At 65.7% G+C, this 21075-nt stretch carries 16 protein-coding genes; 7 read left to right on the top strand and 9 right to left on the bottom strand.

Annotation, left to right across the window (positions count from 1 at the left end):
* Positions 1-58: 58 nt before the first annotated feature.
* Both sufU and NNX38_RS14155 read right to left on the bottom strand, forming a co-directional pair.
* On the bottom strand, positions 59-508 hold the full coding sequence (gene sufU / locus NNX38_RS14160; protein ID WP_255798572.1) for a Fe-S cluster assembly sulfur transfer protein SufU: 450 nt from the start codon (positions 506-508) through the stop codon (positions 59-61).
* Positions 509-1825 carry a cysteine desulfurase gene (locus NNX38_RS14155; protein ID WP_370646459.1) on the bottom strand — a complete coding sequence of 439 codons (1317 nt, stop codon included), beginning with the start codon at positions 1823-1825 and terminating at the stop codon, positions 509-511. It lies immediately after the preceding gene.
* Positions 1826-2197: 372 nt separating this feature from the next.
* Between NNX38_RS14155 and NNX38_RS14150 the strand changes: the two genes are divergently transcribed.
* From NNX38_RS14150 to NNX38_RS14125, 6 genes are read left to right on the top strand one after another with little or no spacing between them, the layout of a single operon-like run.
* On the top strand, positions 2198-2878 hold the full coding sequence (locus NNX38_RS14150) for a hypothetical protein (RefSeq protein WP_255798571.1): 681 nt from the start codon (positions 2198-2200) through the stop codon (positions 2876-2878).
* Positions 2879-2902: 24 nt separating this feature from the next.
* The gene (locus NNX38_RS14145) at positions 2903-5737 is read left to right on the top strand and encodes a fibrinogen-like YCDxxxxGGGW domain-containing protein (RefSeq protein ID WP_255798570.1); all 2835 of its coding nucleotides are present in this window, start codon (positions 2903-2905) and stop codon (positions 5735-5737) included.
* 16 nt (positions 5738-5753) lie between these two features.
* On the top strand, positions 5754-6500 hold the full coding sequence (locus tag NNX38_RS14140) for a CDP-alcohol phosphatidyltransferase family protein (protein WP_255798569.1): 747 nt from the start codon (positions 5754-5756) through the stop codon (positions 6498-6500).
* Between the two features lie 13 nt (positions 6501-6513).
* Entirely contained in the window at positions 6514-7437 is a 924-nt protein-coding gene (locus tag NNX38_RS14135) for a glycosyltransferase family 2 protein (protein WP_255798568.1), read from the top strand.
* Positions 7434-8714, top strand: a complete 1281-nt coding sequence (locus NNX38_RS14130; RefSeq protein ID WP_255798567.1) for an O-antigen ligase family protein — start codon at positions 7434-7436, stop codon at positions 8712-8714. Before NNX38_RS14135 ends, NNX38_RS14130 begins: the two co-directional genes overlap by 4 nt.
* The gene (locus tag NNX38_RS14125) at positions 8711-10273 is read left to right on the top strand and encodes a polysaccharide biosynthesis C-terminal domain-containing protein (RefSeq protein ID WP_255798566.1); all 1563 of its coding nucleotides are present in this window, start codon (positions 8711-8713) and stop codon (positions 10271-10273) included. The genes NNX38_RS14130 and NNX38_RS14125 overlap by 4 nt, the downstream gene beginning before the upstream one ends.
* On the opposite strand, the gene NNX38_RS14120 is transcribed toward NNX38_RS14125, so the two are convergent.
* The 3 genes from NNX38_RS14120 to NNX38_RS14110 are packed head-to-tail and all read right to left on the bottom strand — an operon-like array spanning position 10214 to position 12153.
* Positions 10214-10780 (bottom strand): glycosyltransferase, encoded by a 567-nt coding sequence (locus NNX38_RS14120; RefSeq protein ID WP_255798565.1) that lies wholly within the window; start codon positions 10778-10780, stop codon positions 10214-10216. The two genes, NNX38_RS14125 and NNX38_RS14120, sit on opposite strands and share 60 nt — an antisense overlap.
* Positions 10777-11226 carry a PssD/Cps14F family polysaccharide biosynthesis glycosyltransferase gene (pssD, locus tag NNX38_RS14115; protein WP_255798564.1) on the bottom strand — a complete coding sequence of 150 codons (450 nt, stop codon included), beginning with the start codon at positions 11224-11226 and terminating at the stop codon, positions 10777-10779. The genes NNX38_RS14120 and pssD overlap by 4 nt, the downstream gene beginning before the upstream one ends.
* A gap of 36 nt (positions 11227-11262) precedes the next feature.
* A complete protein-coding gene (locus tag NNX38_RS14110; RefSeq protein ID WP_255798563.1) occupies positions 11263-12153 on the bottom strand; it encodes a YveK family protein in 891 nt (296 codons plus the stop codon).
* 249 nt (positions 12154-12402) lie between these two features.
* Between NNX38_RS14110 and NNX38_RS14105 the strand changes: the two genes are divergently transcribed.
* The gene (locus NNX38_RS14105; protein WP_255798562.1) at positions 12403-13299 is read left to right on the top strand and encodes a family 16 glycosylhydrolase; all 897 of its coding nucleotides are present in this window, start codon (positions 12403-12405) and stop codon (positions 13297-13299) included.
* Here NNX38_RS14105 and NNX38_RS14100 read toward each other — a convergent pair.
* From NNX38_RS14100 to NNX38_RS14085, 4 genes are all read right to left on the bottom strand, one after another.
* Positions 13269-13721: an adenylyltransferase/cytidyltransferase family protein gene (locus NNX38_RS14100; protein WP_255798561.1), complete on the bottom strand. Its 453-nt coding sequence runs from the start codon at positions 13719-13721 to the stop codon at positions 13269-13271. The genes NNX38_RS14105 and NNX38_RS14100 overlap by 31 nt on opposite strands.
* A gap of 24 nt (positions 13722-13745) precedes the next feature.
* Positions 13746-15260, bottom strand: coding sequence for a sugar transferase (locus NNX38_RS14095; protein ID WP_255798560.1), 1515 nt, complete (start codon positions 15258-15260; stop codon positions 13746-13748).
* A gap of 233 nt (positions 15261-15493) precedes the next feature.
* Entirely contained in the window at positions 15494-18247 is a 2754-nt protein-coding gene (locus tag NNX38_RS14090) for an AAA family ATPase (RefSeq protein WP_255798559.1), read from the bottom strand.
* A complete protein-coding gene (locus NNX38_RS14085; RefSeq protein ID WP_255798558.1) occupies positions 18244-20991 on the bottom strand; it encodes a LuxR C-terminal-related transcriptional regulator in 2748 nt (915 codons plus the stop codon). Before NNX38_RS14085 ends, NNX38_RS14090 begins: the two co-directional genes overlap by 4 nt.
* Positions 20992-21075 lie beyond the last annotated feature (84 nt).

Below are 21075 nucleotides of genomic sequence, written 5' to 3'. Positions count from 1 at the left end.
CAGCGTACGGAGCGGATGTCTCGCCCGGCGTCGGCGACACGCCGCCGCACGCGGAGCGTCAGTTTGCCGCCAGCAGTGCTTCTTCCAGAGCAACCCAGGCGAGCATGGCGCACTTGACCCGCGCCGGGTAGCGGGCCACGCCCGCGAACGCCGCGGCATCGCCGAGCACTTCCTCATCCGGTTCGATGCTGCCCCGCGAACGCATCAGCGTCCGGAACTCGTCCACCAAGTGGAGTACGTCGTCCCGCTCCAAGCCGGCCGCGAGTTCGGTCAGCACAGAGGCAGACGCCATGGAGATGGAGCAACCCTGTCCTTCCCAGCTGATGCCGTGCACGGTGGAACCGTCGACGGCGGCCCGCAGGGTGATCTCGTCGCCGCAGGTGGGGTTCAACTGGTGGGACTCCCCCGAAGCAACCCCGTCCGGGGCCGCTGCCAGGCCGTCGCCGCGGCGCCGCTTGGCATGCTCCAGGATGATCTGCTGGTAGAGCTGCTGCAGGTCCGAACTCATTTACTTCACTCCAAAGAAGGGACGGACGCCGGCTACCGCGGCAAGGAACGCGTCGACGTCGTCGGTGGTGTTGTAGAGGTACGTACTGGCACGGGTGGTGGAGACCAGCCCCAGCCGGCGGTGCAGCGGCTGGGCGCAGTGGTGTCCCACGCGCACGGCAATCCCCTGGTCGTCCAGGAACTGGCCCACGTCGTGGGAGTGGACGCCGGCGACGTCGAACGCCGCCAGGCCGATCCGCTCCTCACCTGCCTTCGGACCCAGCACGCGGATCCCGTCAATCTGCTCCAGGCCCTGTACCAGGCGCTGGCCGAGCGTGGCTTCCCAGGCGTGGATGCGGTCCATCCCGGTCTCGGTGAGGTAGTTCGCCGCTGTGCCCAGGGCCATTGCCTGCGAGATCCGCTGGGTTCCGGCCTCGAAGCGCTGGGGAGCCGGAAGGTACGCGGCCTTTTCCATCGTCACCGTGGTGATCATGGACCCGCCGGTGAGGAACACCGGCATGGCATCCAGCAGTTCGGCCTTGCCGTAGAGGGCGCCGATGCCGGTGGGCCCGAGCATCTTGTGCCCGGAGAAGACCAGGAAGTCGACGTCGAGCGCCTTCACGTCAACCGGCAGGTGCGGCACGGACTGGCATGCGTCCAGCACCACCAGGGCGCCGTGGCGGTGCGCCATGGCCACCAGGGTCTCCACCGGGTTGATGGTGCCGAGCACGTTGGAGGCATGGCTGAACGCCAGGATCCTGGTGCGCGGCCCGATGATCTGCTCGGCCTCCTCGAGCCGCAGCGCGCCGTCGTCGTCCACCGGAATGAACCGCAGAGTTGCTCCGGTGCGGGCCGCGAGTTCCTGCCACGGGATCAGGTTGGCGTGGTGCTCCATTTCGGTGACGACTATTTCGTCTCCGGGTTTCAACGCGAACCGGGCTGCCGCCTCTCCCCCGCGGCCCAGGGAGGCGTTGGAGAAGGAGTAGGCCAGGAGGTTCAGGCCTTCGGTGGCGTTGGAGGTCCACACCAGCTCATTGGGGCGGGCGTTGATGAAGGCCGCCACCGTTTCGCGGGCCTGTTCGTAGACGTCGGTGGCGGCGACGGCGAGGGTGTGCGCGCCGCGGTGGACTGCGGAATTGCGCTGCTCGTAGAATTCCTGCTCGGCTTCGATGACGCTCAAGGGGTTCTGGGAGGTGGCGCCGGAGTCAAGGTAGACAAGCCGGTGTCCGTTGACCTCCTGGTCGAGGATCGGAAAGTCGTTCCGGATCCTCTCCACCTCGGCATTGTCCAGGGGACCGCCGACGCGCCGGAGGCTGGCGGGAGTGGAAACAACAGGCACGAAAGAATCTCCTCAGCTAGAGACCGACCAACACCCTGCGGGCATTACGCAAAACAAGTCTGCGCTAATCATTCCACGGTGTGAACACCAGCCGCACCTGAGTCCAGCCTTAGTTCGACGGACCTGCTCCGGGCGCGCGCATCCCCGGTTACTTGTGAGTACGCTCCGGCACCGTCCGAAATGCTCAGAACTACGTGCGTGGATAGCCGTACTTCACCCGTTTTTTTCGATCCGACTCTTGACCTGCACGAAAACCCTTCCCCGACTGCGGCTGCCTCCCTATGGTCACCCCTAGGTCTCACAGATTTCGAGGTACACATGCGTAATTCTCCTCCCCGTACCGCTGGCGGGGGCACTACCCGGGCGTCCCGAATGAGAACCGTCTATGTCCTGGCGGCAACAGTCGTGGTCGGCCTGCTCATTTTCGGGGCCTGGACTGCCGTTCCACACGCTACCGGCCAAAGTGCGGATCCCCGCGACGCGTCGGGATCCACTCCCGTTGCTGAAAAACCGCCTGCAACGGGCGGACCTGCGGAAGCAGTCACCGGGACCGACAACGAGGGCCCCGGCACCGACGGCGGTGCCGCCCCCGTGCCGGAGGGCACCTCGTCCCCGGCCCTGTTGGAACTGCCGGAACCCGCCCGCGAGGCTTTGCTGGGCTTCATCGAGACGGCGTCCGCCATGCGGGTGGAGCCGAACGAAAACGAACGCGGTACCCCACCCGACTACTCCCGGATCGCGGACGGATCCGCGCTCGGCGAGCTCACGGGACAGTTCGAGGAATTCCAGGACAACGGATGGATCCAATCCGGTCCCGCCGAAGTGTTGTCCGTGCAGGCAGTAGAGGACCTGGAAGCCGAGGGCGGACCGATCCGCAGGCTGTCCATCTGCATCGACTCCAGCGCCATGGAATTGAAGGACCAGGACGGACAAGTGCTGCTGGCGGCAACGGAACCCGGCAGCCGAAAATCCCTCAATTACTACGACCTCCAGGAACGCGACGGCACCTGGAAAGTCGTATCCCACAGTTTTCCAGACGACCCTGCCTGCTGACCCACCTTGCCCAAAGGACCAACAATGAAAAATCTGCCCCGCCCCAGGAGATCCGCCGCATTGTGTGCGGCCCTGGCTGCGCTCGCAACCGCCGCCACACTGGCTACCGCCCTTCCGGCCAGCACGGCGGAACCGGCCGCGGTCGACGGGGCATCTTCGGCATCGGCGGCTGCCTCCTGCTGGGAGATCAAACAGACCAGCCCGTCCGCGCCGTCGGGTGTGTACTGGCTGCTCACACCAGCCATGGCCGCACCGGAGCAGTTCTACTGCGACCAAACCACCGACGGCGGCGGCTGGGTGCTGATCGGACGCGGCCGCGAGGGGTGGAAGGAACTCTACGAAGGCATCGGCACACCTGCCCAGGTACGCGGGACGGTGACCGGCACGGGCGCCTTCACCCCACGCCAGTTGCCGTCAAACCTGGTGGACGGGCTGCTCAACGGACAGGCGCCCGACGAGCTTGAGGACGGCGTCCGGCTGCGGCGGGCCTTGGATAAGACCGGCAGCGAATGGCAGGAAGTACGGTACCGCACCGATAACCAGCCCCGCTGGTCCTGGGCACTGGGATCCGCCACGCCGGTCACCTCCGGCAGCTTCGGGACCACCGCCTTTACCGGCGGCCGGACCGCCAGTTTCGGTACGGATCAAACCTATTCACGCGTGGTGACCTCCGAAGCCGAAGCGCAGGGCTGGACGCAGGGCTTCGCTTACGGCAGCCAGGCCCGCGGGGAGAACTCGGCTTCAACCTATATCTGGTCGAATACCGCCACCGCCGGTAACCCGCGTCCGTTCACCCAGATGTATCTGCGGCCCAAGCTGACGCAGGCGAACGCGGGGTTCACTGCCCTCCCGGCATCGGGTACGCCCGGCAACACCCAGCAGGCCCGCCCGGAGACCGGCGCCGTACCGACGTCGTGGGGAGTTACCGGGCTGGCCAACGGATCCGGTGAGTTGAACTCCGAGGTGCAGGCCTTCGCACAGATCGGCAACACCGTCTACGTGGCGGGGAACTTCCGCTATGTCCAGAAGGACTCCGCCGGCACCGGGCGCGTGGAACAGTCCTACCTCGCCGGTTTCGACGTAAACACGGGCGAATGGATTTCGGGTTTCCGGCCCAACCTCAACGGCCAGGTCAAGGCCCTGGCCGTACTCCCCAACGGAACCCTTGCCATCGGAGGCACCTTCAGCACCCTGAACGGTCAGCCTGCCGGTGCGGTCACCGCAATAGATCCCGTCAGCGGTGCCGCCGCCCCGGGGTGGCGGCTTGGCGTCGAAAACCGGGTCAGCGGCGGTGCGGTGCAGATCCGCAGCCTCGAGGTCAGGGAGGGCTGGCTGTACGTCGGCGGCGCCTTCACACACCTCACCGGCGCCACCGGCAACCCCGTCTACGCACGGTCGGCTGCAAGGGTGGCCGCAGCCACCGGCCAGCCGGACGGCACCTGGAACCCGGCCTTCAACGGGACAGTCGTGGATGTGGACCCCTCAGCAGACGGCCAGCGCCTCTACGCGGCCGGCTATTTCTCCACCTCGAACACGGCCAACACTTACCGTGCCGCCGCCATCGGCACCGGAGCCGGTGCCTCGGTGGTGCCCTGGAACTTCGTCCCCAGCTCGGGTGAACGAGCGGGATACCAGCAGGGTATTGAAGAAGTGGGCAACCGCGTATGGGTTGGCGGTGCGGAGCACTCCCTCTTCAGCTTCGACACCGCTACCCTCACCCGCCAGTCCACGAACATCACGTTGTCCGGCGGCGATTTCCAGGATGTCAGCGCAGCCAACGGCATTGTCTACGGCTCCTGCCACTGCGGGCACTGGAACTACAGCGGGGCCTCCACCTGGCCCAGCGTCGGATCGAATTTCCAGATGGCGGACAAAATCAACCTGATCGGCGCCTGGGACGCCGGCACCGGTGAGTACATTCCGGGATTCAACCCGGTGATGAAGGGACGGGCCGGGTACGGAATCTGGTCCGCATTTGTGGACAGCCGCGGCATCCTGTGGGCGGGCGGAGACCTGGTCTCCTCCGTATCCTCCGCCGGCAGAAGCCAGTGGTCGGGCGGCTACGCACGGTTCGCCCCCGCCGATGCCACGGCCCCTTCCACCCCGGACGGGTTCACTGTCAGCAGCGCCGGTGGAAACGACACGCTTCGCTGGTCCGCTGCAGCCGGCTCTCCCGCTCTCTACCATGTGCTGCGCAACGACCGCGTGGTAGCCACCACCACGGCCACCACATTCTCACTGCCCGCCGTCGCCGGGGCCCGTTACTACGTCCGCGCTGCGGACGCCGCCGGCAATTACTCGGCGACGACGGCGGCCGCCGGGTCGACGGGCGTTGTTCCTCCTGCTCCGCAGGCACTGATTCCAGCCGGCAGCCAGTGGAAGTACCGGTTCAGCGGGGAAGCGCCTCCAACGGGATGGACCGGCACCGCCTTCAATGACGCCGGCTGGAGCACCGGAACTGCTGCGCTCGGCTGGGGCACCACGAATCTGGGCACAACCCTGACGGCCAGCGGCACCAAACCGCTTTCCAGCCACTACCGCAAAACCGTGCAGGTTCCCGACCCGTCGCAATTAGCCTCGGTAACCCTGACCACCAGGGCCGACGACGGCGTGGTGGTCTATGTGAACGGCGTGGAAGTAGCGCGCGCCAATATGCCGGCGGGAACACCGAACCACAACACCTACGCCACTGCAGCCCCCAGTACGGCCGCAGCGGTGGCCGCACCCGTGGTGGTTACCGTGCCCGGAAGCGCTTTTACCACCGGCACCAACGTGATCAGCGCGGAGGTCCACTCCAACTACCGCTCCACCCCGAGCGCCAGTTTCGATCTCACCGCGTCCATGAACCTGCGCCGATGAAATGCGGGGTCGGGAGATGAACAGGGCACCTGCCGCCGAGCGGGATAGGACCGGCGGGGTATCCTTCCGCGACTGCCTGGCGCAGCTGGACGAGGCGCAGAAGCCGGGGGCAGGCGTCCCTGCCTATACCCGTTGGATCAACCGCAGGCTCGCGCGCTATGCCGCCGCTGCTGCCGTCGCCCTGCGGATTTCTCCCAACATGGTGACGGCGGCGAGCGCAGCAGTGTCCCTGTGCGGGCTCCTGCTGCTGCTCCTGCGGCCGCCCGGGGTCATCACAGGTATGGCTGCCGCCGTGCTGCTCGCGGCAGGCTACGTGCTGGATTCCGCTGACGGCCAAGTGGCACGGGTGACCGGGCGCGGCGGCCCGGCCGGAGAGTGGCTGGACCACGTGGTGGATTCCGTCCGGACCCCGGCCGTCCATCTGGCCGTATTAGGCGGATGGGCGCTCCACACAGATGCCTCCCGCCTGATGCTGGCGTTGCCGATGCTGTACTGCCTCCTGTCGGCCGGGCACTTCATGAGCCAGATCCTGGCGGAGCAATTAGTCCGCCGGCACCGGCAGGCCGGCCGCCCGGAGCCGGCGCCGTCACGGCTGCGTTCCTTCCTGCTGCTTCCCTCCGATGCAGGCGTCCTGTGCTGGGTGTTTGCCTGCTGGGGCAACCAGGGTGCGTTCCTCATCGCCTATGGCTGCCTGTTCCTGCTCAACCTCTTGGCCGGTGCTGCCTCAATGCGCCGCAAGTACCGCTCCTTGGTCTCGTTGTGAAAGGAATCCTGCCGTGAACAACTCCAGCTCTCCGACCGTGAGCGTGGTGATCACTACGGTGGACCGTCGGGTCCTCCTGCGCCACGCCGTACGTGCCGCCCTGGCACAGGACTACGCCGGGGAGGTCGAGGTCCTCGTAGTCTTCGACCGAGTGTCCGCGAATCCGCTCGACGACGTTCAGGTCCCGCCGGGCAGGACACTGACCGTAATGACCAACCACCGCTCCCCCGGCCTTGCCGGCGCCCGCAATACCGGCATCCTCGCTGCCGGGGGTGTGTATGTGGGCTTCTGCGACGACGACGACGCGTGGGAACGTACCAAGCTAAGCCGCCAGCTTGCCGCCTGGAGCCAGGACACGGCAGCGGTGGCCATCGGGGCCGGCCTTCGGCTGATTTCGGATACCTCCATGGCCGTCCGCACCCCTCCATCCAGGGTCGGATTCCGGGACCTGCTCCGCTCGCGGGTTACCGCCGTCCATTCCTCGTCCCTGCTCTACCGGCGGGCCGATCTCACTGGACGGATCGGGCTCGTTGACGAAACCCTGCCCGCCTCCTACGGGGAAGATTATGACCTGCTCCTGCGGGCCACCCGCTTCGGTCACGTCCGCTGCGTGCAGGAACCCCTGGTGCTGGTGCGCTGGGGCGAACACTCGATGTACGCCGGAAAATGGGAGATGCTCGTCGCCGGCCTGACGTATCTGCTGCGGAAGTTTCCCGAGTTCTCCACCAGCGCTGCGGGGACGGCCCGGATTGCCGGGCAGGTAGCCTTTGCGCACGCCGCGCTGGGGCACCGGAGCGAGGCCTGGAGGTGGGCCCGCAGCGCCCTGCGACGCGATCCTGCCCAGGTCCGGGCCTATGCCGCAGTCCTCGTGGCGACGGGTGCCGTCTCCGCGGACACCCTCCTGGCGTTTGTGCAGAAGAGGGGGCGAGGGGTTTGAGCGCCACTGCGCTGACGCGGCGGGACCTGCACTTTTCGTCTCCGGCAGCCGAGCTGGTCCGGCAACCGCTTCCAGCCTGGCCTTTGATGCTGTTGCTGGTTGGCTTCCCCCTTTGGTGGGCCCTGGGGGCAGCAGCCTTTATGCCGTTGATCCTGGCGGGAGTCATGGCTGTACTGATGCTGGCCCGCGGAGGCACGGTTCTGGTCCCGGGGATCCTGCCGTGGGCCGCTTTCCTGGTCTGGGTAGCGGCAGCCGGCATCAACCTGCTCTCCGGAGCTTCACTGCTGGCCTACGGACAGCGCAGCGGGATCCTGCTGGCAGTGGGAATTTTCCTGCTGTACGTCATCAATGCCCGGGATAGCCTGCCGGTGCGCAAGGTGGTTTACGCTCTGCTGGCGATGTGGGTGGCGATTGTCCTTCTCGGGATCACCGCCATCTACTTCCCCGACTACCGCCTCACCACTCCCGTGGGGCTGATTCTTCCGGATGCCCTGCTCGAAAACCCCCTGGTGCGGAACCTGGTCCTGCCTCCCCTTGCCGAGGTCCAACACCCCGGAGGCGCCCCGGAAGCCTTCAACCGCCCCGCAGCACCGTTTCCCTACGCCAACAGCTGGGGCGTTATGTTTGCGGTCCTGACCCCGGTAGCCTGCGCCGCCGTCGCCCTGGTCCGATCGCCGCTCGCCAAGGCCCTGCTGGTGCTGGGCATGGCGGTGTCCTTCTGGCCGGCGCTGGCAACCAGCAACCGGGGAATGCTCGTGGGCCTGGGCGCCGCCGTGGTCTACGTGGTCATCCGTCTGGCCTTCCGGGGACGGCTTGCAGCGGCAGCCCTGGGCCTTGCCGGGATGCTGCTGGCCGGCGGAACGATCGTGGCAACTGGCTCGCTGCAGGAGATCCTCGACCGCCAGCTGTACAGCGACAGCACCTCGGGTCGCCTGAGCCTGTACCGGCAGACATGGCAGGCAACCTTGGAACAGCCGCTGCTTGGCTACGGCACCCCGCAGTTGGAAGAGACCATCGGGGTTTCCCTGGGTACGCAGGGGTATCTCTGGATGCTGATGTTCTCCTACGGTCTGGTGGGATTGGGCCTGTTCCTGTATTTCCTGGCCGGCGCCGTACTGCGCACCTGGCATACGCCGTCCACCGTCGGACTGTGGCTGCACAGCGTTCCAGTGGCAGCGCTCGTGATGGTCCCCTTTTACGGATTTGACGTTATGCAGCTGACTGCCGTGTTCGTGGTCCTGGCACTGCTCCTGCGCGGCCGCTACGGGGCGGAGTGAGTGCCGCCGGGCAGCCGGGCGGAGGTCCGGCCCGGCCCCCGGGCGGCACACTGGCCCGCACGGGGACGGTTTCGCTGCTCCTGGTTCTCTCGGGATCCGCTCTGGCCTTCGGCACTACGCTCCTGGTGAGCAATAGGCTGGGCGCCGAAGGGGCAGGCGTCTTTTTCCAAATCAGTGCTTCCTTCGCAATCCTCACCACCCTGTGTACGTTTGGTGCGGATACCGGGCTGGTGCGGTTCCTCTCCGCCGGCCGGGCGATGGGCCGGGAGCATGAGGCTGCTTCCCTGTTGTCCACGGCGCTGATACCGGTTGCGGTTGCCGCTACCTCAGTAGCTGTTGCCCTATGGGTGGCGGCTCCTGCCGTAGCGGACCTCTGGGGTGCCGATGTCGAAGCAGGCATCCGTTCCGCTGCCCCGTTCATCATTATCGGCAGCCTGATGACGGTCTTGTTCGGCGCGCTGCGCGGCAGCGGGGAAATCATCCGGTTTGCAGCGCTCCAGAATCTGGCCCTGCCGTTGCTTCGGCTGGCGGGGCTCTGTGCGGCCATCGGGATAGGTGCCGGCATCGGCGCCCTTTCCGCCGCTTGGTCCGTCCCGGTGCTAATCGTCTGTCTTGCGGCGGCCCTGCTTCTGCGGCGCACGCTCAGGATCCACCGTACTTCCGCAGAACCACAACAGCCACGGACCGGTTCCGGCGCCCCGTCCCGGCGCACGTTCTGGTCTTTTTCCGGTGCACGTGGAGCGAGCTCCGGAGTGGAGATCCTGCTCGAATGGGTGGATGTATTGGCCGTGGCGGTTTTCCTCGGTCCAGCAGCGGCCGGCGTCTACGGGGTGGTCAACCGGTGCATCAGGCTGGGAAGCATGCTGGACCACACCGCACGGATTGTTTCCGGCCCCTCACTCAGCGCGGCCCTCGCGGTGGGAGACGTGGCTTCGGCTGCCCGGCTCTTCAATTCCGTCACCCGGTTGCTGATCCTGGGGGCCTGGCCGCTGTACCTTGTCTACCTTCTTTTCGGTGCTCCGGTGCTGCGCATCTTCGGCGAGGGGTTCGACGTAGCTTCCGGCGCGTTCACCGTTATTGCCGCCACCATGCTCCTGGTGGTTTCCGCGGGCGGAGTCCAGAGCGTGCTGCTGATGTCCGGACGCAGCCGTTGGCAGCTCCTGAATAAAATCGCGGCCCTTGCCGTGGCCCTCATTCTGAACCTGTTCCTGGTTCCCGCCCTGGGCCTGTACGGAGCTGTGATTGCCTGGTCCTCCGCGGCCCTAGTGGACACAGGCCTGGCCGCTTTCCAGGTCCGGGTCTTCCTGGGTATTGGACTGCGGCTCAACGTAGTGGCGCTCCCGGCGGCTTTGGCGTTTTCCGTTTTCGGTCTCGGTGGCTGGTTCCTGCGCTGGGCAACGGGTCCAACCTTCCACGGACTGCTGCTTCTCCTCGTGTGCGGCGGCACCCTTTACGCCGTGTTGCTGGCCGCCCTGCGGCGTCCTTTGGGCCTGGCTGCGCTAGCGGCGAAGCCACACCTGCCGCAACCGTCGGAGGGTATGCCGCTGGGGCGGCGTTGAAACGAGGTCGGTGACAGCCCGGCCCAGTACCCCGGCTGCTTCCGCCCCGCCAGGGGGCCGCGGCACTGTTCGTGCCTGTCCCGGGCTCCGTAGCACCGCCTCCCCCAGCAGGATCAACTCTTCCAACCGGGTGGCCATTACTGCCTCCCCCCGTTCCTGCATGGCCTTGGTGAAGGCGAGCTGGTGCGCGTCGACCACCTCATCAAGCTGCGGTAGCCGAGGGACAGCTACCGGAATATGGCCCGCTTCCCTGGCATCAAGAATCGAACCGGGACCGCCCTGCACCACCACCAGGTCAGCGTCCCGGTAGAGGTCCAGAAGTTCCGAACGGGGCATGCGGTCTATGCCCTTCGCCAGCTGCGGGGTGATGCTGGAACCGTGCTGCACCAGGCAGGACGGCGGTTCCGCGAACAGGCCGAGCCAATGGTCGATCCAATGCACCAGCCGGTCAAAACGGTGATAGTCAGTACCGAGGGACACAATAATCCGATATTCCGGGGAATTCACAGCAGGGGCCCTATATTGACTGCATCCGGATAAAATTCTCTCTGCTCTTCCCACTGAATACAAAAAACGTCAGACAGCGGATAACAGATCCGCCCGCTCAGTGTCGGTAATGTGATCCGATCAAAGCATTCGATATATACGGTGCGAATTCCCAGAATTCTTCCCATGATAAAGAACGGGACGCTGACGCCGGCGCCCGCGGAGACGAGGATATCGGGCCGAAAGTTCCTGAGGGTGGGCCAGGAAAGAAACAGGTTTCGCAAGGCATTCGGAACGCTCCGGGTGGTGGGAAAGTGCGCCCAGACCACGCTCTCGCCGGACAACGTGTTTTCCACTTCGCTTTGCCGAACGGAAACCCATCGCCGCTCCTGCTTTCCCCACCATGGACGCAGGGGCAGTAGTTGGGCCAGATGCCCGCCGCCGGAACTAACTAATAGGATTCTCATACCGTTCCTCCCCCGTAGATTCCGGCGCTGCCGGCCCTAGACCTGGACCCGGTTGCCCGTTGCTTCGCGGCCTGGATTATCGGCCGGACCGGCAGGCCTGTCCGCGCCGGTGCGATGTGCTCCGGCGGCTCTCCCGCCATCCCGCACATCAGCGGGCAGGGAGTCGGAATGACGCTTACCGCGCTCCCCGGACGTGCTCCTTCGGCTACTCCTGGCGCCCGCCAGCGCCAGCGTGCAGCCCACGAGCAGGCCGAGCGCCACCCCGGCCGTCGTGTAAACCATGACCCCCGGGGAAGCCGGGGCAGTTGGAACGGCGGCGGAGGAAATAACGCGGCCAGGAATTTCACCGACAAGGCTGAGCTCGGTCAACTGCTCGTGCAGCGCGGACAGCTCATCCCTTTCCGCTTCCGACAGGGAATCGGCGGACGTCAACTCCGCGACCTGCTGATTCAGCAGTTCGATCTGCCCTGCGGCGATTTCACCGGCGCCAGCCCTTCGGAAATCAAGGTAGGCCTGGGCCAGTGCATTGGCCCGGTCAGCAGCCGTTCGCGCGTCCGCATCCCGCACACTCACCTTCAAGACCTGCGAACCCGTAGGTGCTGCGACGGAAGTCTGTTCCATCAGCTCATCCACAGTCACATCGTCCAGGCTCTCAGCTGCAGTTTGGGCAACTTCCCTCGAGGCCATCACTTCGCGCTCGGTGGCCATGTTCACCTGCTGCGGCGCCGAGGAGGCGAACGGTGAGGTAGTGAGCGGTGCAACGGTCAGTGATGCGCCGGCTGAGTAGGTCACGGGCACGGCTGCTCCGAGGACAAGCCCTGCCGCCCCAAAGAGCAGCGCCATTGTCACTATCAGAAGCCATCGGCGCATGATTACCCCCACAATAACTCTCAATTCAATGACCGAGACGAATGAATTTTTACCCATGCTGTTTCCCCCCAGCGAAGCAGTGGCGCGTTGATACAATTCATCCTAGAGTTGGCAGGGAGGCGCCGCACGAGTAAAAATAACCGTTCTGGAAATGCGATGCTCATCTTTATACCCGGGCGCCGCGGTTCGCCCCCCGAATTTACCCGAGTAGTACCGCAATAGATACAAATAGGCACCGCGGGGGACGATGTGGATTTAAGGGCCGAAATAACGAAATTGACCCCGCCGCCGATCAGGGCGGCGACGATGCTGCTGGTACCCGGTTTGTTCCTGATTGCGTTCCTGCTTGTTACGCTGCCTTCTGGCGGGGACGCCGGACGGGAAAGCCGCACCAGCGATTTAGTCCTTGATCGTGCGCTTGGCGCGGACGAGGCTTACCTGCCCGAGTGGGGCGTTCCCGTCCACCGGGACGAGTTCGACTCGGGCCTGGAGCGGTGGACGGTTCGAGACCGGTCCACGCACGGCTCCCTCAGCTATGACCGTGCCCTGATCGCCAGTAGCCAGGTGGCCGTCCGAAACGGGATGCTCACCATCACCGGTCAGCGCCTTGAGGCGCCGATCCCAGGCAACGAAGACCGTCCGTTTGTCACGGGATATGTGGACAGCGCCGGTATTTTTTCGCAGGAGTTCGGCCGGTGGGAAATCCGTGCAAGGCTGCCGCTGCCTCCGGGCTCGTCCCAAGGCATCTGGCCCGCCTTCTGGCTCCGTCCCGACAACAGCGCCACCGAAGGAGAAATCGACATCATGGAGGCGTACGGGACCGCGGCATCCTCCCCGTATAGTTTCTCAACCCGCAGCCGGACGCAGGCGTCACTGCATTTCGACCAGTCCGGACAGAACAAGACCAGCGGGTGGACGCCGGCAATCCCGGGGCTGGACACCGAGTTCCATGTCTGGGCCTTCGAATGGACGCCCACGGGCATGGCCTGGTACATCGACGGACTGCTCTATAAGAAGGTCCTTCGGGAGGATTATCCGGCCTACGACGTTGCGTTTGGAACGGGAGCGAAGTTCCACATGCGCTTGAACCTTCAGTACGGCTCGAAGTATTGGGGCTATCCGGATCCGGTTGATCCCTCGGTCACCGTGGATCGGGCTCCCTTCGAAATCGACTACGTCAGGGTCTGGGAACTCCCCCGCTGACCGGTGGACAGTACTTCAAGTGCCCGCCGCAGCACCGTGCTCGAGGTGTGGACCGTATAGGGGAAATACACCACTTCCACGCCGACGGCGGCGAAGCTGCGCTCAATGGCCCTGCCCTTTGCGGTGTCCTTCCAGTCGTCTCCCTTGAAGAAGACATTGAATCCCACTTCCTGCCAGACCCGCAGGCGGTCCGGCGACGTCTCGCTGACAACCCTGTCCACCAGGTCGATGTGCCGCAGTATCTCCATGCGTTCGTTCAGGGGAACCACGGGGAGCCGGCCTTTGGTGGCCAGGCAGAGTTCGTCCGAGACGGCACCCGCGACGAGGACGTCGCAATGCGTGCGGGCCTGACGAAGGATGTTGAGGTGGCCTACGTGGAACAGGTCAAACGCGCCGGCGGCATAGCCTATTCGAATGCCCATGGTTTCTCCTTCGTAGGACGCGGGTTAGTAGGATCCAAGCGGCTTGAACATCTGGACCACGGTGCGCCAGAGGATGATCAGGTCCCCTGTCAGGGACCAGTTCTCGACGTAATAGAGGTCCAGGCGCACACTGTCCTGCCAGCTAAGGTCAGAGCGGCCGTTGGTCTGCCACATGCCCGTGATGCCGGGCTTGATATAGAGGCGGCGGTGCACCCGGCTGGGGTAGCCGTCCACCTCGCGCTGCAGGGGCGGCCGAGGGCCCACCAGCGACATGTCCCCGATGAGGACATTCCAGAACTGCGGCAGCTCGTCCAGGGAGTAACGACGCATCCAGGCACCCACTTTCGTGACCCTGGGGTCTGCACGGATCTTGAACATCAGCCCGGCGCCTTCATTGCGGTCCAAGAGGCCGGCCAGATCATCCTCGGCCGTTTCCACCATGGAACGGAACTTCAGCATCAGGAATTTGCGTCCTCCGCGTCCCACCCGTTCCTGCCGGAACAGGGCCGGGCCGGGACTGTCGCGTGTGACCAGCATGCCGAGCAGCACCATAAACGGGAGCAGAAGAACGAGTGCAACACCCGAGACGGCAATATCGAAAATCCGTTTGACGGCGTGCCGCGCCCCGGAGTACTGCGGCAGTTCCACATGCATCAGGGGCAGGCCCTCGACGGGGCGGGAATGGATCCGAGGGCCGGCGACATTGGTCAGGCCCGTTGTCAGGATCAGTTCGGTTGCCGATTCTTCCAACTCCCACCCCAGTTCCTGGACGTATTGGCTGCCGCCCTTGGTAGGGCCCGCAACAATGACGGCATCGGCACCCACGCGGCGGACGGCGTCGACCACTGACCGCTCGTCCGAAACCACCGGCAGCGATTCACCGTCCACCTCGAAGAAACTGCGCGGCTTCCCGGTCAGCGCCACTCCCACAACTTGGTACGCGGACTTCCGGGCAATCTGGTGCACCACGTATCGCACGTCCCGTGCCCGTCCCAGCACCACCACCTTCGAGAGATAATCCCCCTGCCGCCGCTGGGCCCAGAGCCATCTCCGCAGCAACCAGCGGCTACTGATCAACCCGGCGGCGCCCGCAGGCAGGACGAAGCCGAAGTAACCCCGGGCGATGTCCACATCGAAGACCACGGCCGTGAACGCCAGGCTTCCCGCCAGGGTGACTGTCGCATTGACGACGCGCTTGTATTCGTCAGTGCCGATGCCGGTGATCCTCGCATCCCGGCTGCGGTAGATATGCAGCGCAAACATCCAAGCCGCGCTGATAAAAAGGGAGACCCACAGGTACGTGAACGGCCCCACCCGCGCACCGGCTGGTTCGGGGCCGAACCGCCAGAGGTATCCGGCCAGTACGGCAACGGACACCACGACGGCATCGGAGGCCGCGAGGATACGGCGGTACCGCCGTCTCCACGCAGCTGCTGTGGGTTGCCCGGCCCTGCCAAAGATCCCCTGGGTGGTGAAGCTCGGAAAGGTGTAGCCCGGAGCCTGCCGGACCTCAGCCGCTGGTTCTTGTACCGCCGTCATCATTCGTCCCCCGTGAACCACCCGAAAAAGACCTGTTTGATACTGGATCGGGCCAAGCCTAGGAGCTGGGAATTCAGTTGGCACGAGTACCGGATACCCAGCCATGGGCCACAAACTTGTGCCATGTACAGCCAACTACCCAGTTTGGGAGATGAAACTCTTGGGCCGCGGCGTTCCGCCTAACCGACGGTAATTCCGGCCCCCGGTATTGCCCGCTGCCCGGACAGCAGCCGCTAGAGCAGGGAACTGCTGCGGGGGCCCGGTTCCAGTGCACGGTAGGCAGATTCCAGATCCGCCCGCCGGCTGATCCCCAGCTTGACGTAAATCCGGTATACATGCCCCTCCACGGTCCGTTGGGACAGCGTGAAGTGGCCGGCAATGTCCTTGGTGGTTGCCCCGGACAGCAACAGGGCCACAATCTCGTGTTCGCGTCGGGTAAGGCGGACGAGGTGCAGCGAGGGGCTCAGGTACGAGACGGTCACTCCCGCCAGTTCCTCCCGTCGCCGCCGCAGCTGCTGGATAAGCGCGCGCTGCCGGCGCAGGTTTCCGTGGTTGCCGTAGAAGCGGATGGCGTGGCCGATGCTCTCCACAGCCACCAGGTACTTCTGTGCTCCGATCGCGTCCTCGGCGGCGGCAACCATGCGGTCAGGGTTGCCGGAGGCAACCGCCGCAGCATAGGTGTGCAGGGCCTGCGCTTCTGCGCCCTCGAAGTCCGCCGTCAGCTCGGCCAGACGTCCCACCTGGGTGAGGTCCCCCACGGCAAGGCACAGTTCCAGGATGTCCTTTTCGCTGCTGCGCAGCCCGGCCGCCCGGGCCTCAGCGGCAAGCACCGCCAGTCGGCCGGAGGTGGGCCCCTCGGTGGACTGGGAGGCTTCAGCAGCCGCCGCGTACGCCTGGGCGGTAAGCCACAAATGCCGGGGACCTGGGTAGCCGGCGGCGGACACCTGAGTGCCGAACCCGGCGGCAGGAGTTCCGTCTCCGACGACCGTCGAAGCGTAGCCGGCCAGGCCGAGGGCGTAGGGAAGCATCAGTTCGGGATCGTGTTCGCGGAGCGCTTCCACGGCCGGCCGCAGCCGCTGCAGTCCTTCCTGCAAACGCCCCCGGTGGATTTCGAGGGCAGCCTCGAAAACGCCCATGGTTCCTCCCAGCAAAGTCAGCAGGTGCTGGGGTCCGGTGTGCATCTTGGCGATCAGCTGTTCCAGTTGGGTAAACCGGCCGCCGTGGAGCAGGGCGAAGGCATGGCGCACAAAAACGAACCCGGAATAGCTCCGGAACCGTCCGGCGCTGTCCGCGAGGATGTTCGCGGCGGCCTGCGCCTGCTGCAGCGCCGGTCCCACCTCGCCGCACGCCCCCAGCACTTCCGCATAAAGTCCGTGGATGACCAGGGCCCGCTCGACGTCGTCGGCCGACTGCGGTTCTTCCTCGTCGCCTGCGATGGCGGCCAGCCGCGTGCGGGCTTCGGCGTAGTCCCCCTTCAACACGAGTGCGGCAGCCTCGAGCATTCCCGCCCCCGCGGAAACGCCGGGCGGCGTACCGGCGGAAGCCACCTCCCTGACGGCCGCCCCGGTTGCCACGTCAGTCCAGCGTTGCGCCAGGGCATTCAATTCCTCGGCGTCCGCGTTGCTCTGGCGGAGCATCAGCGCACTTGTGAAGGCTGCCCGCTGCAGGCTCCGCTGATCCCAGGTGCCGATCTCGCCCGGACCCGTCTTGAGTGCTTCCAGATGGGTTCGAGCCCGTGCGTAGCTTCCCTGTTTGGCACAGGAAACTGCGAGCTCCACTTCTGCCGCCTTCCGGAAGGCCGGCAGGTGAACGGCAGCAGCGAAACGCTGGCCGCGTGCTGCGTCCCCCATTCCGTTTGCCGCACGCGCCGCCGCCAGCAACTCCTCAGGGGAAAGCCGTTCGCCGCAGTCGAGGGCCCACTCCGCATACCTAAGCGGGGTATCAAAGCCAGCCGGTTGCACCGTGTCCAGCAGCGATCCTGGCTCGTAACGCCCCAGGATCCGGGCGCGGATCTCGGCGCTGCGGGCGGCCGGAACCAGGCTGCGGATGATCTGCTCGTGCAGCGGCTGCACCAGGTACACGGATTCATCCCGGTCCGGCAGGATTCCCAGGATCCCGTCGATCAAGAGCGCGCGGACGGCCTCGTCGTCGGACACCGCCGACAGAACGGACCGCGGCAGCCGTTCGGCGAGCGCGACCGTCTCCAGGACATTGCGTTCTGCGGGATTGCGCGAAGCCAGCATGCCCTTAACCAGATCCACCAGGGAGGTGTCGCAGCTGTCGGGCTCTTTCCCCAGATACCAGGCACCGTTCATTTCCAGGAGCCGCTGCTGCCGCTGGGCCCGGCTCAACAGTTCCTTCACGTACAGGGGGTTGCCGCCGGACATCCGGCTCAACAGCGTGCTGGAGGCTTGGAGCACCGGGCCTCCCAGGACGCTGACGCAGAACTCGTGGACGGCGTGCCGGGACAGGGGCCCCAGGTCCACGCGGGCCAGCAGACCGTCCCGGGCCAGTGAGAGCAACTCATGGATCCTCGGTGCCCGGGCACGGGAGATGACCATCAGGCGCAGTTCTCCGGACATGGCCAGCTGGGTAAGCAGGTGCGCGCTGGCTTCGTCTATGTGCTGGGCATTGTCCACCACCAGCAGGGTCTGCATCCCGCTGGTTTCCGTCAGGCGCTGGAAATGCGCCCGCACCGTCCGCAGGACCGCGAGCGGGGACTCCATTTCGGAAGCCGTGGCCGAACCCAGGTAAGTGGACAGGATGCCGTACTGCATCCGGGACAGCACCGGGGAACCGCAGACATAATACGGAACCATGATGGAGCTGAGGCGCTCAGCCGCCAGCTCGGCGAGGGAGGACTTGCCGATCCCCTCGGCTCCCAGCAGGACCACGCCGCGCAGTCCCGGGTCCAAGAGCCGGCTGGTCACTTCTGCGAGTTCACGTTCGCGGCCGAACAGTTGGCGGCCCTGTCCCCAGTGCGTCATTTCTTCGCCCCTGACTGCTCGGCAATAGTTCGGGCCAGCTCCCGCCGGCTTCCCACATGGAGTTTGGAGTACACCTGATACAGATGTCCTTCTACCGTCCGGACCGAGATGCCCAGTTCCTCTGCGATCTTTTTGTTGCTGGTGCCCGCCACGGCCTTCCGCGCAATGGAGCGTTCCCTGGCAGTAAGTGCGCCAAGAAATTCGTCGGCCGCTTCGGCCGGAGAATCGGGAGCTGCCACTCGGCGGCTGCGGTGGATAAAGCGGACCGTGGCGCGGTCCCCGGCTCCCGAGGCGATGCTCAGGGCATGTTCCGAGATTTCCCGGGCCAGCAGGACATGCCCGATCCCGGCGGCTGTCTCCGACGCCCGCAGCAGTACCTGGGAGTCCCCGTTGCCCAGCCCCTTGGCATAAAGCTCGCACAAGGCCGCGAAGTCCCCTTCCTGGTTGGCCGCAACGGAAAGGACGTCATCCAGGCTTTCCTCGTCGCCCAGCCGCATGGCGGTCAACCGGGCCAACAGTTCATAGGCGTAGGCCCCCCGCCTGTGGTCCTGCGCCGCGAGGGAGGCAAAGCGGGAACTCCCGGTCTCCGATCCCAGCGCTGCTTCGGTCAGGGCGGCGAAGTGCCGGGCACCGCGGCGAACCGTCCAGGGGCCGCCGTCAGCCGCCGAACGCTGCACCTGCAGGTACCGGCGCGCCTCCTCACTCCGCCCCTCCACGGCGTGGCAGTACGCTGCCGCGGCAGCAGCGAGCGGAAGGAACGCCGCGGGTCCGCTAACCGTCAGTTGGTTGACCCCGGGGGTCAGTGCGGCGAGCGCCGGTTCCGGCCTGCCGGCGAAGGCATGGAGCAATCCTTCAGCCAATTCCGCGTACGTGCCCTCCATGCCCTCGGCAGCAGACCGCTCAAGCAACCGCTGGCAGGCGGGCAGCGCCCCGGTGAGCGCGTAGGTGTGCAGCAGCCTGCTGACCACGCGGGCACGGGTACCGGCAGTGAGTTCAGCTCCTTGGAGGAGCCGCTCCACCTTTCCCGCCTGCTCGACGGCGTCATCCTGGCGGTTGCTCATGCTCCACGCCTCGGCCTGCCAGGTAGCCCGCAGTATCCTGAAGCCCGCGTCGGGCATGTCCAGGTCAGCCAGATAGGTGGCGTTGGCCAGGAACCGGCCGTGGGCGGAGTGGCATTCGGCTCGGGCCAAAGCAAGTTCCCGGACCAGATCGGCGGTATCTCCGCCGTTCCCGTCGCCGAGGTCTGCAATTTCCCGTTCCGCCTGCTCGAAGAGATCCGTATGCCGCATCCGGGCCGGCTCCGCGGGGACGTCCGCGGAGCGGGGATCGCGCAGTCCGGTGGCCTCAATACACATCACCTTGCCCTCAGCGAGCAGCAGCCGGATCCGGTCCTGCACGGACGGCACCGATTCGCTGCCGCGGAAGCGCGCAAGCACTCCCATTGCTGCTCCGTATTCGCCCTGTGCTGTGCGTGCACGTGCGAGTTCGACGACGGTCCCTGCGCTTTCCTCACCGTCGATGACCGCCGAAAGCAACCGGACAGCGGTCTCCGGCTGCCCCGAGGCAGTGGCAAGACGCGAAGCCCGGAGCACCAGCTCCAAGGCCGGCTCTTCACCGATGGCACTCAGCCAGCGGGCCAGGACGAGCGGATCCAGGACCAGCCCGGTGTTCAGCGCCGGCGCAAGTTCCTCAAAGAGCTGCCGCTGCCGCGCCGGGGTCAGGCCGGCCCGCACGGACCGTGCCACTACGGGACTGGAGATCAGCACGTCAACAACGGGACCGGCAGCGAGGGTCACGATTCCCTTTTCCTGCAGCGAGTCCAGATCCGCGTTGTCCAACCGGGCAAGGACCACGGGCAGCGGGAGCGACTGTGCCATCGACAGCAACTGGAGCAGTTTGATCTGGGCGGGCGGCAGGTCGGCGAGGTTGCCCATGACTGCGGAAGCGACCCGACCTCCCTGGATTTCTTCGCCGGGGGCAAGGATCCAGCTTCCGTTATGCAGTTTCAACCGGCCCGCATCCTGAAAGTCTGTTCTCGCCAGCGCCAGCAGATGCGGGTTGCCTCCGGCGTGGTCGTGGACGGCGGCTGCTGCAGCCCGCGAGACCGTCCCGCCCAGCAGCGCACCGAGGTAGGCAGCTGTTTCGGGTACGCTCAACGGCTCAAGATCCACCCGCTCCAGGATGCCGTCCCGCCACAGTCCGGCAAATTCCGCCGGGGCCGAACTGAAATCCCGGAACGCCACGAGCATCCCGGCGCTGCGGTTCAGCACCATCTGGGTAAGCACCATGGCTGAAAACTCGTCCAGCTCCTCCGCGTTGTCCACGGACAGGAGAACGGGCCGCCCTCCGGAACGTTCCGACACCAGCTGCGTGAGCCCGCGCAGGATCATCACCGGATGGTTGGAAAGCTCCGGGTCCAGGTCCGAGAGCAGGAACGTCAGTGCACCAAACGGTGTTCTCCCCGCAAACTCCGAACCGCGCACCTGCACGATGTACGTGTCTTCCTGCAGGTTGCGGAGCACGTGCTGCATCACGGCGGTCTTGCCGATACCGGCCTCCCCCACAAGCAGGCAGCCGGTTCCCTGTGTACCCCCGGACAGGCTCCGCAGTATTTCTTGCAGCACCTGTTCGCGGCCGACGACGACGGGCTGGGCCTGCTGTCGGGCCTCTGTGCCCGCTGCGGCATCTGGTGTGTCTGCGGCGGTTAGACGGGGAAAGGCTGGTTGATCATCATGAAGCTGCACTTTGAGACCCGTTTTCTGTCGGCTAACGTTTTTCGGTTCACGTACAAGCGGTTCTGGAACAGGTTCGGCAACGGAGCTGGCGCA

Origin of the sequence: Arthrobacter sp. zg-Y238 (assembly GCF_024385525.1) — a bacterium.
Lineage (GTDB): Bacteria > Actinomycetota > Actinomycetes > Actinomycetales > Micrococcaceae > Arthrobacter_B > Arthrobacter_B jinronghuae.
Note: the sequence above shows the minus strand (reverse complement) of the source record. Positions and strands in the feature narration are given on the sequence as shown.

What these genes read in the sequence shown, in the direction of transcription:
- sufU (WP_255798572.1), bottom strand. Translation starts at nt 508, where the DNA reads ATGAGTTCGGACCTGCAGCAGCTCTACCAGCAGATCATCCTGGAGCAT.
- NNX38_RS14150 (WP_255798571.1), top strand. Translation starts at nt 2,198, where the DNA reads ATGAGAACCGTCTATGTCCTGGCGGCAACAGTCGTGGTCGGCCTGCTC.
- NNX38_RS14145 (WP_255798570.1), top strand. Translation starts at nt 2,903, where the DNA reads ATGAAAAATCTGCCCCGCCCCAGGAGATCCGCCGCATTGTGTGCGGCC.
- NNX38_RS14140 (WP_255798569.1), top strand. Translation starts at nt 5,754, where the DNA reads ATGAACAGGGCACCTGCCGCCGAGCGGGATAGGACCGGCGGGGTATCC.
- pssD (WP_255798564.1), bottom strand. Translation starts at nt 11,226, where the DNA reads ATGAGAATCCTATTAGTTAGTTCCGGCGGCGGGCATCTGGCCCAACTA.
- NNX38_RS14110 (WP_255798563.1), bottom strand. Translation starts at nt 12,153, where the DNA reads ATGGGTAAAAATTCATTCGTCTCGGTCATTGAATTGAGAGTTATTGTG.
- NNX38_RS14105 (WP_255798562.1), top strand. Translation starts at nt 12,403, where the DNA reads ATGCTGCTGGTACCCGGTTTGTTCCTGATTGCGTTCCTGCTTGTTACG.
- NNX38_RS14100 (WP_255798561.1), bottom strand. Translation starts at nt 13,721, where the DNA reads ATGGGCATTCGAATAGGCTATGCCGCCGGCGCGTTTGACCTGTTCCAC.
- NNX38_RS14095 (WP_255798560.1), bottom strand. Translation starts at nt 15,260, where the DNA reads ATGACGGCGGTACAAGAACCAGCGGCTGAGGTCCGGCAGGCTCCGGGC.
- NNX38_RS14090 (WP_255798559.1), bottom strand. Translation starts at nt 18,247, where the DNA reads ATGACGCACTGGGGACAGGGCCGCCAACTGTTCGGCCGCGAACGTGAA.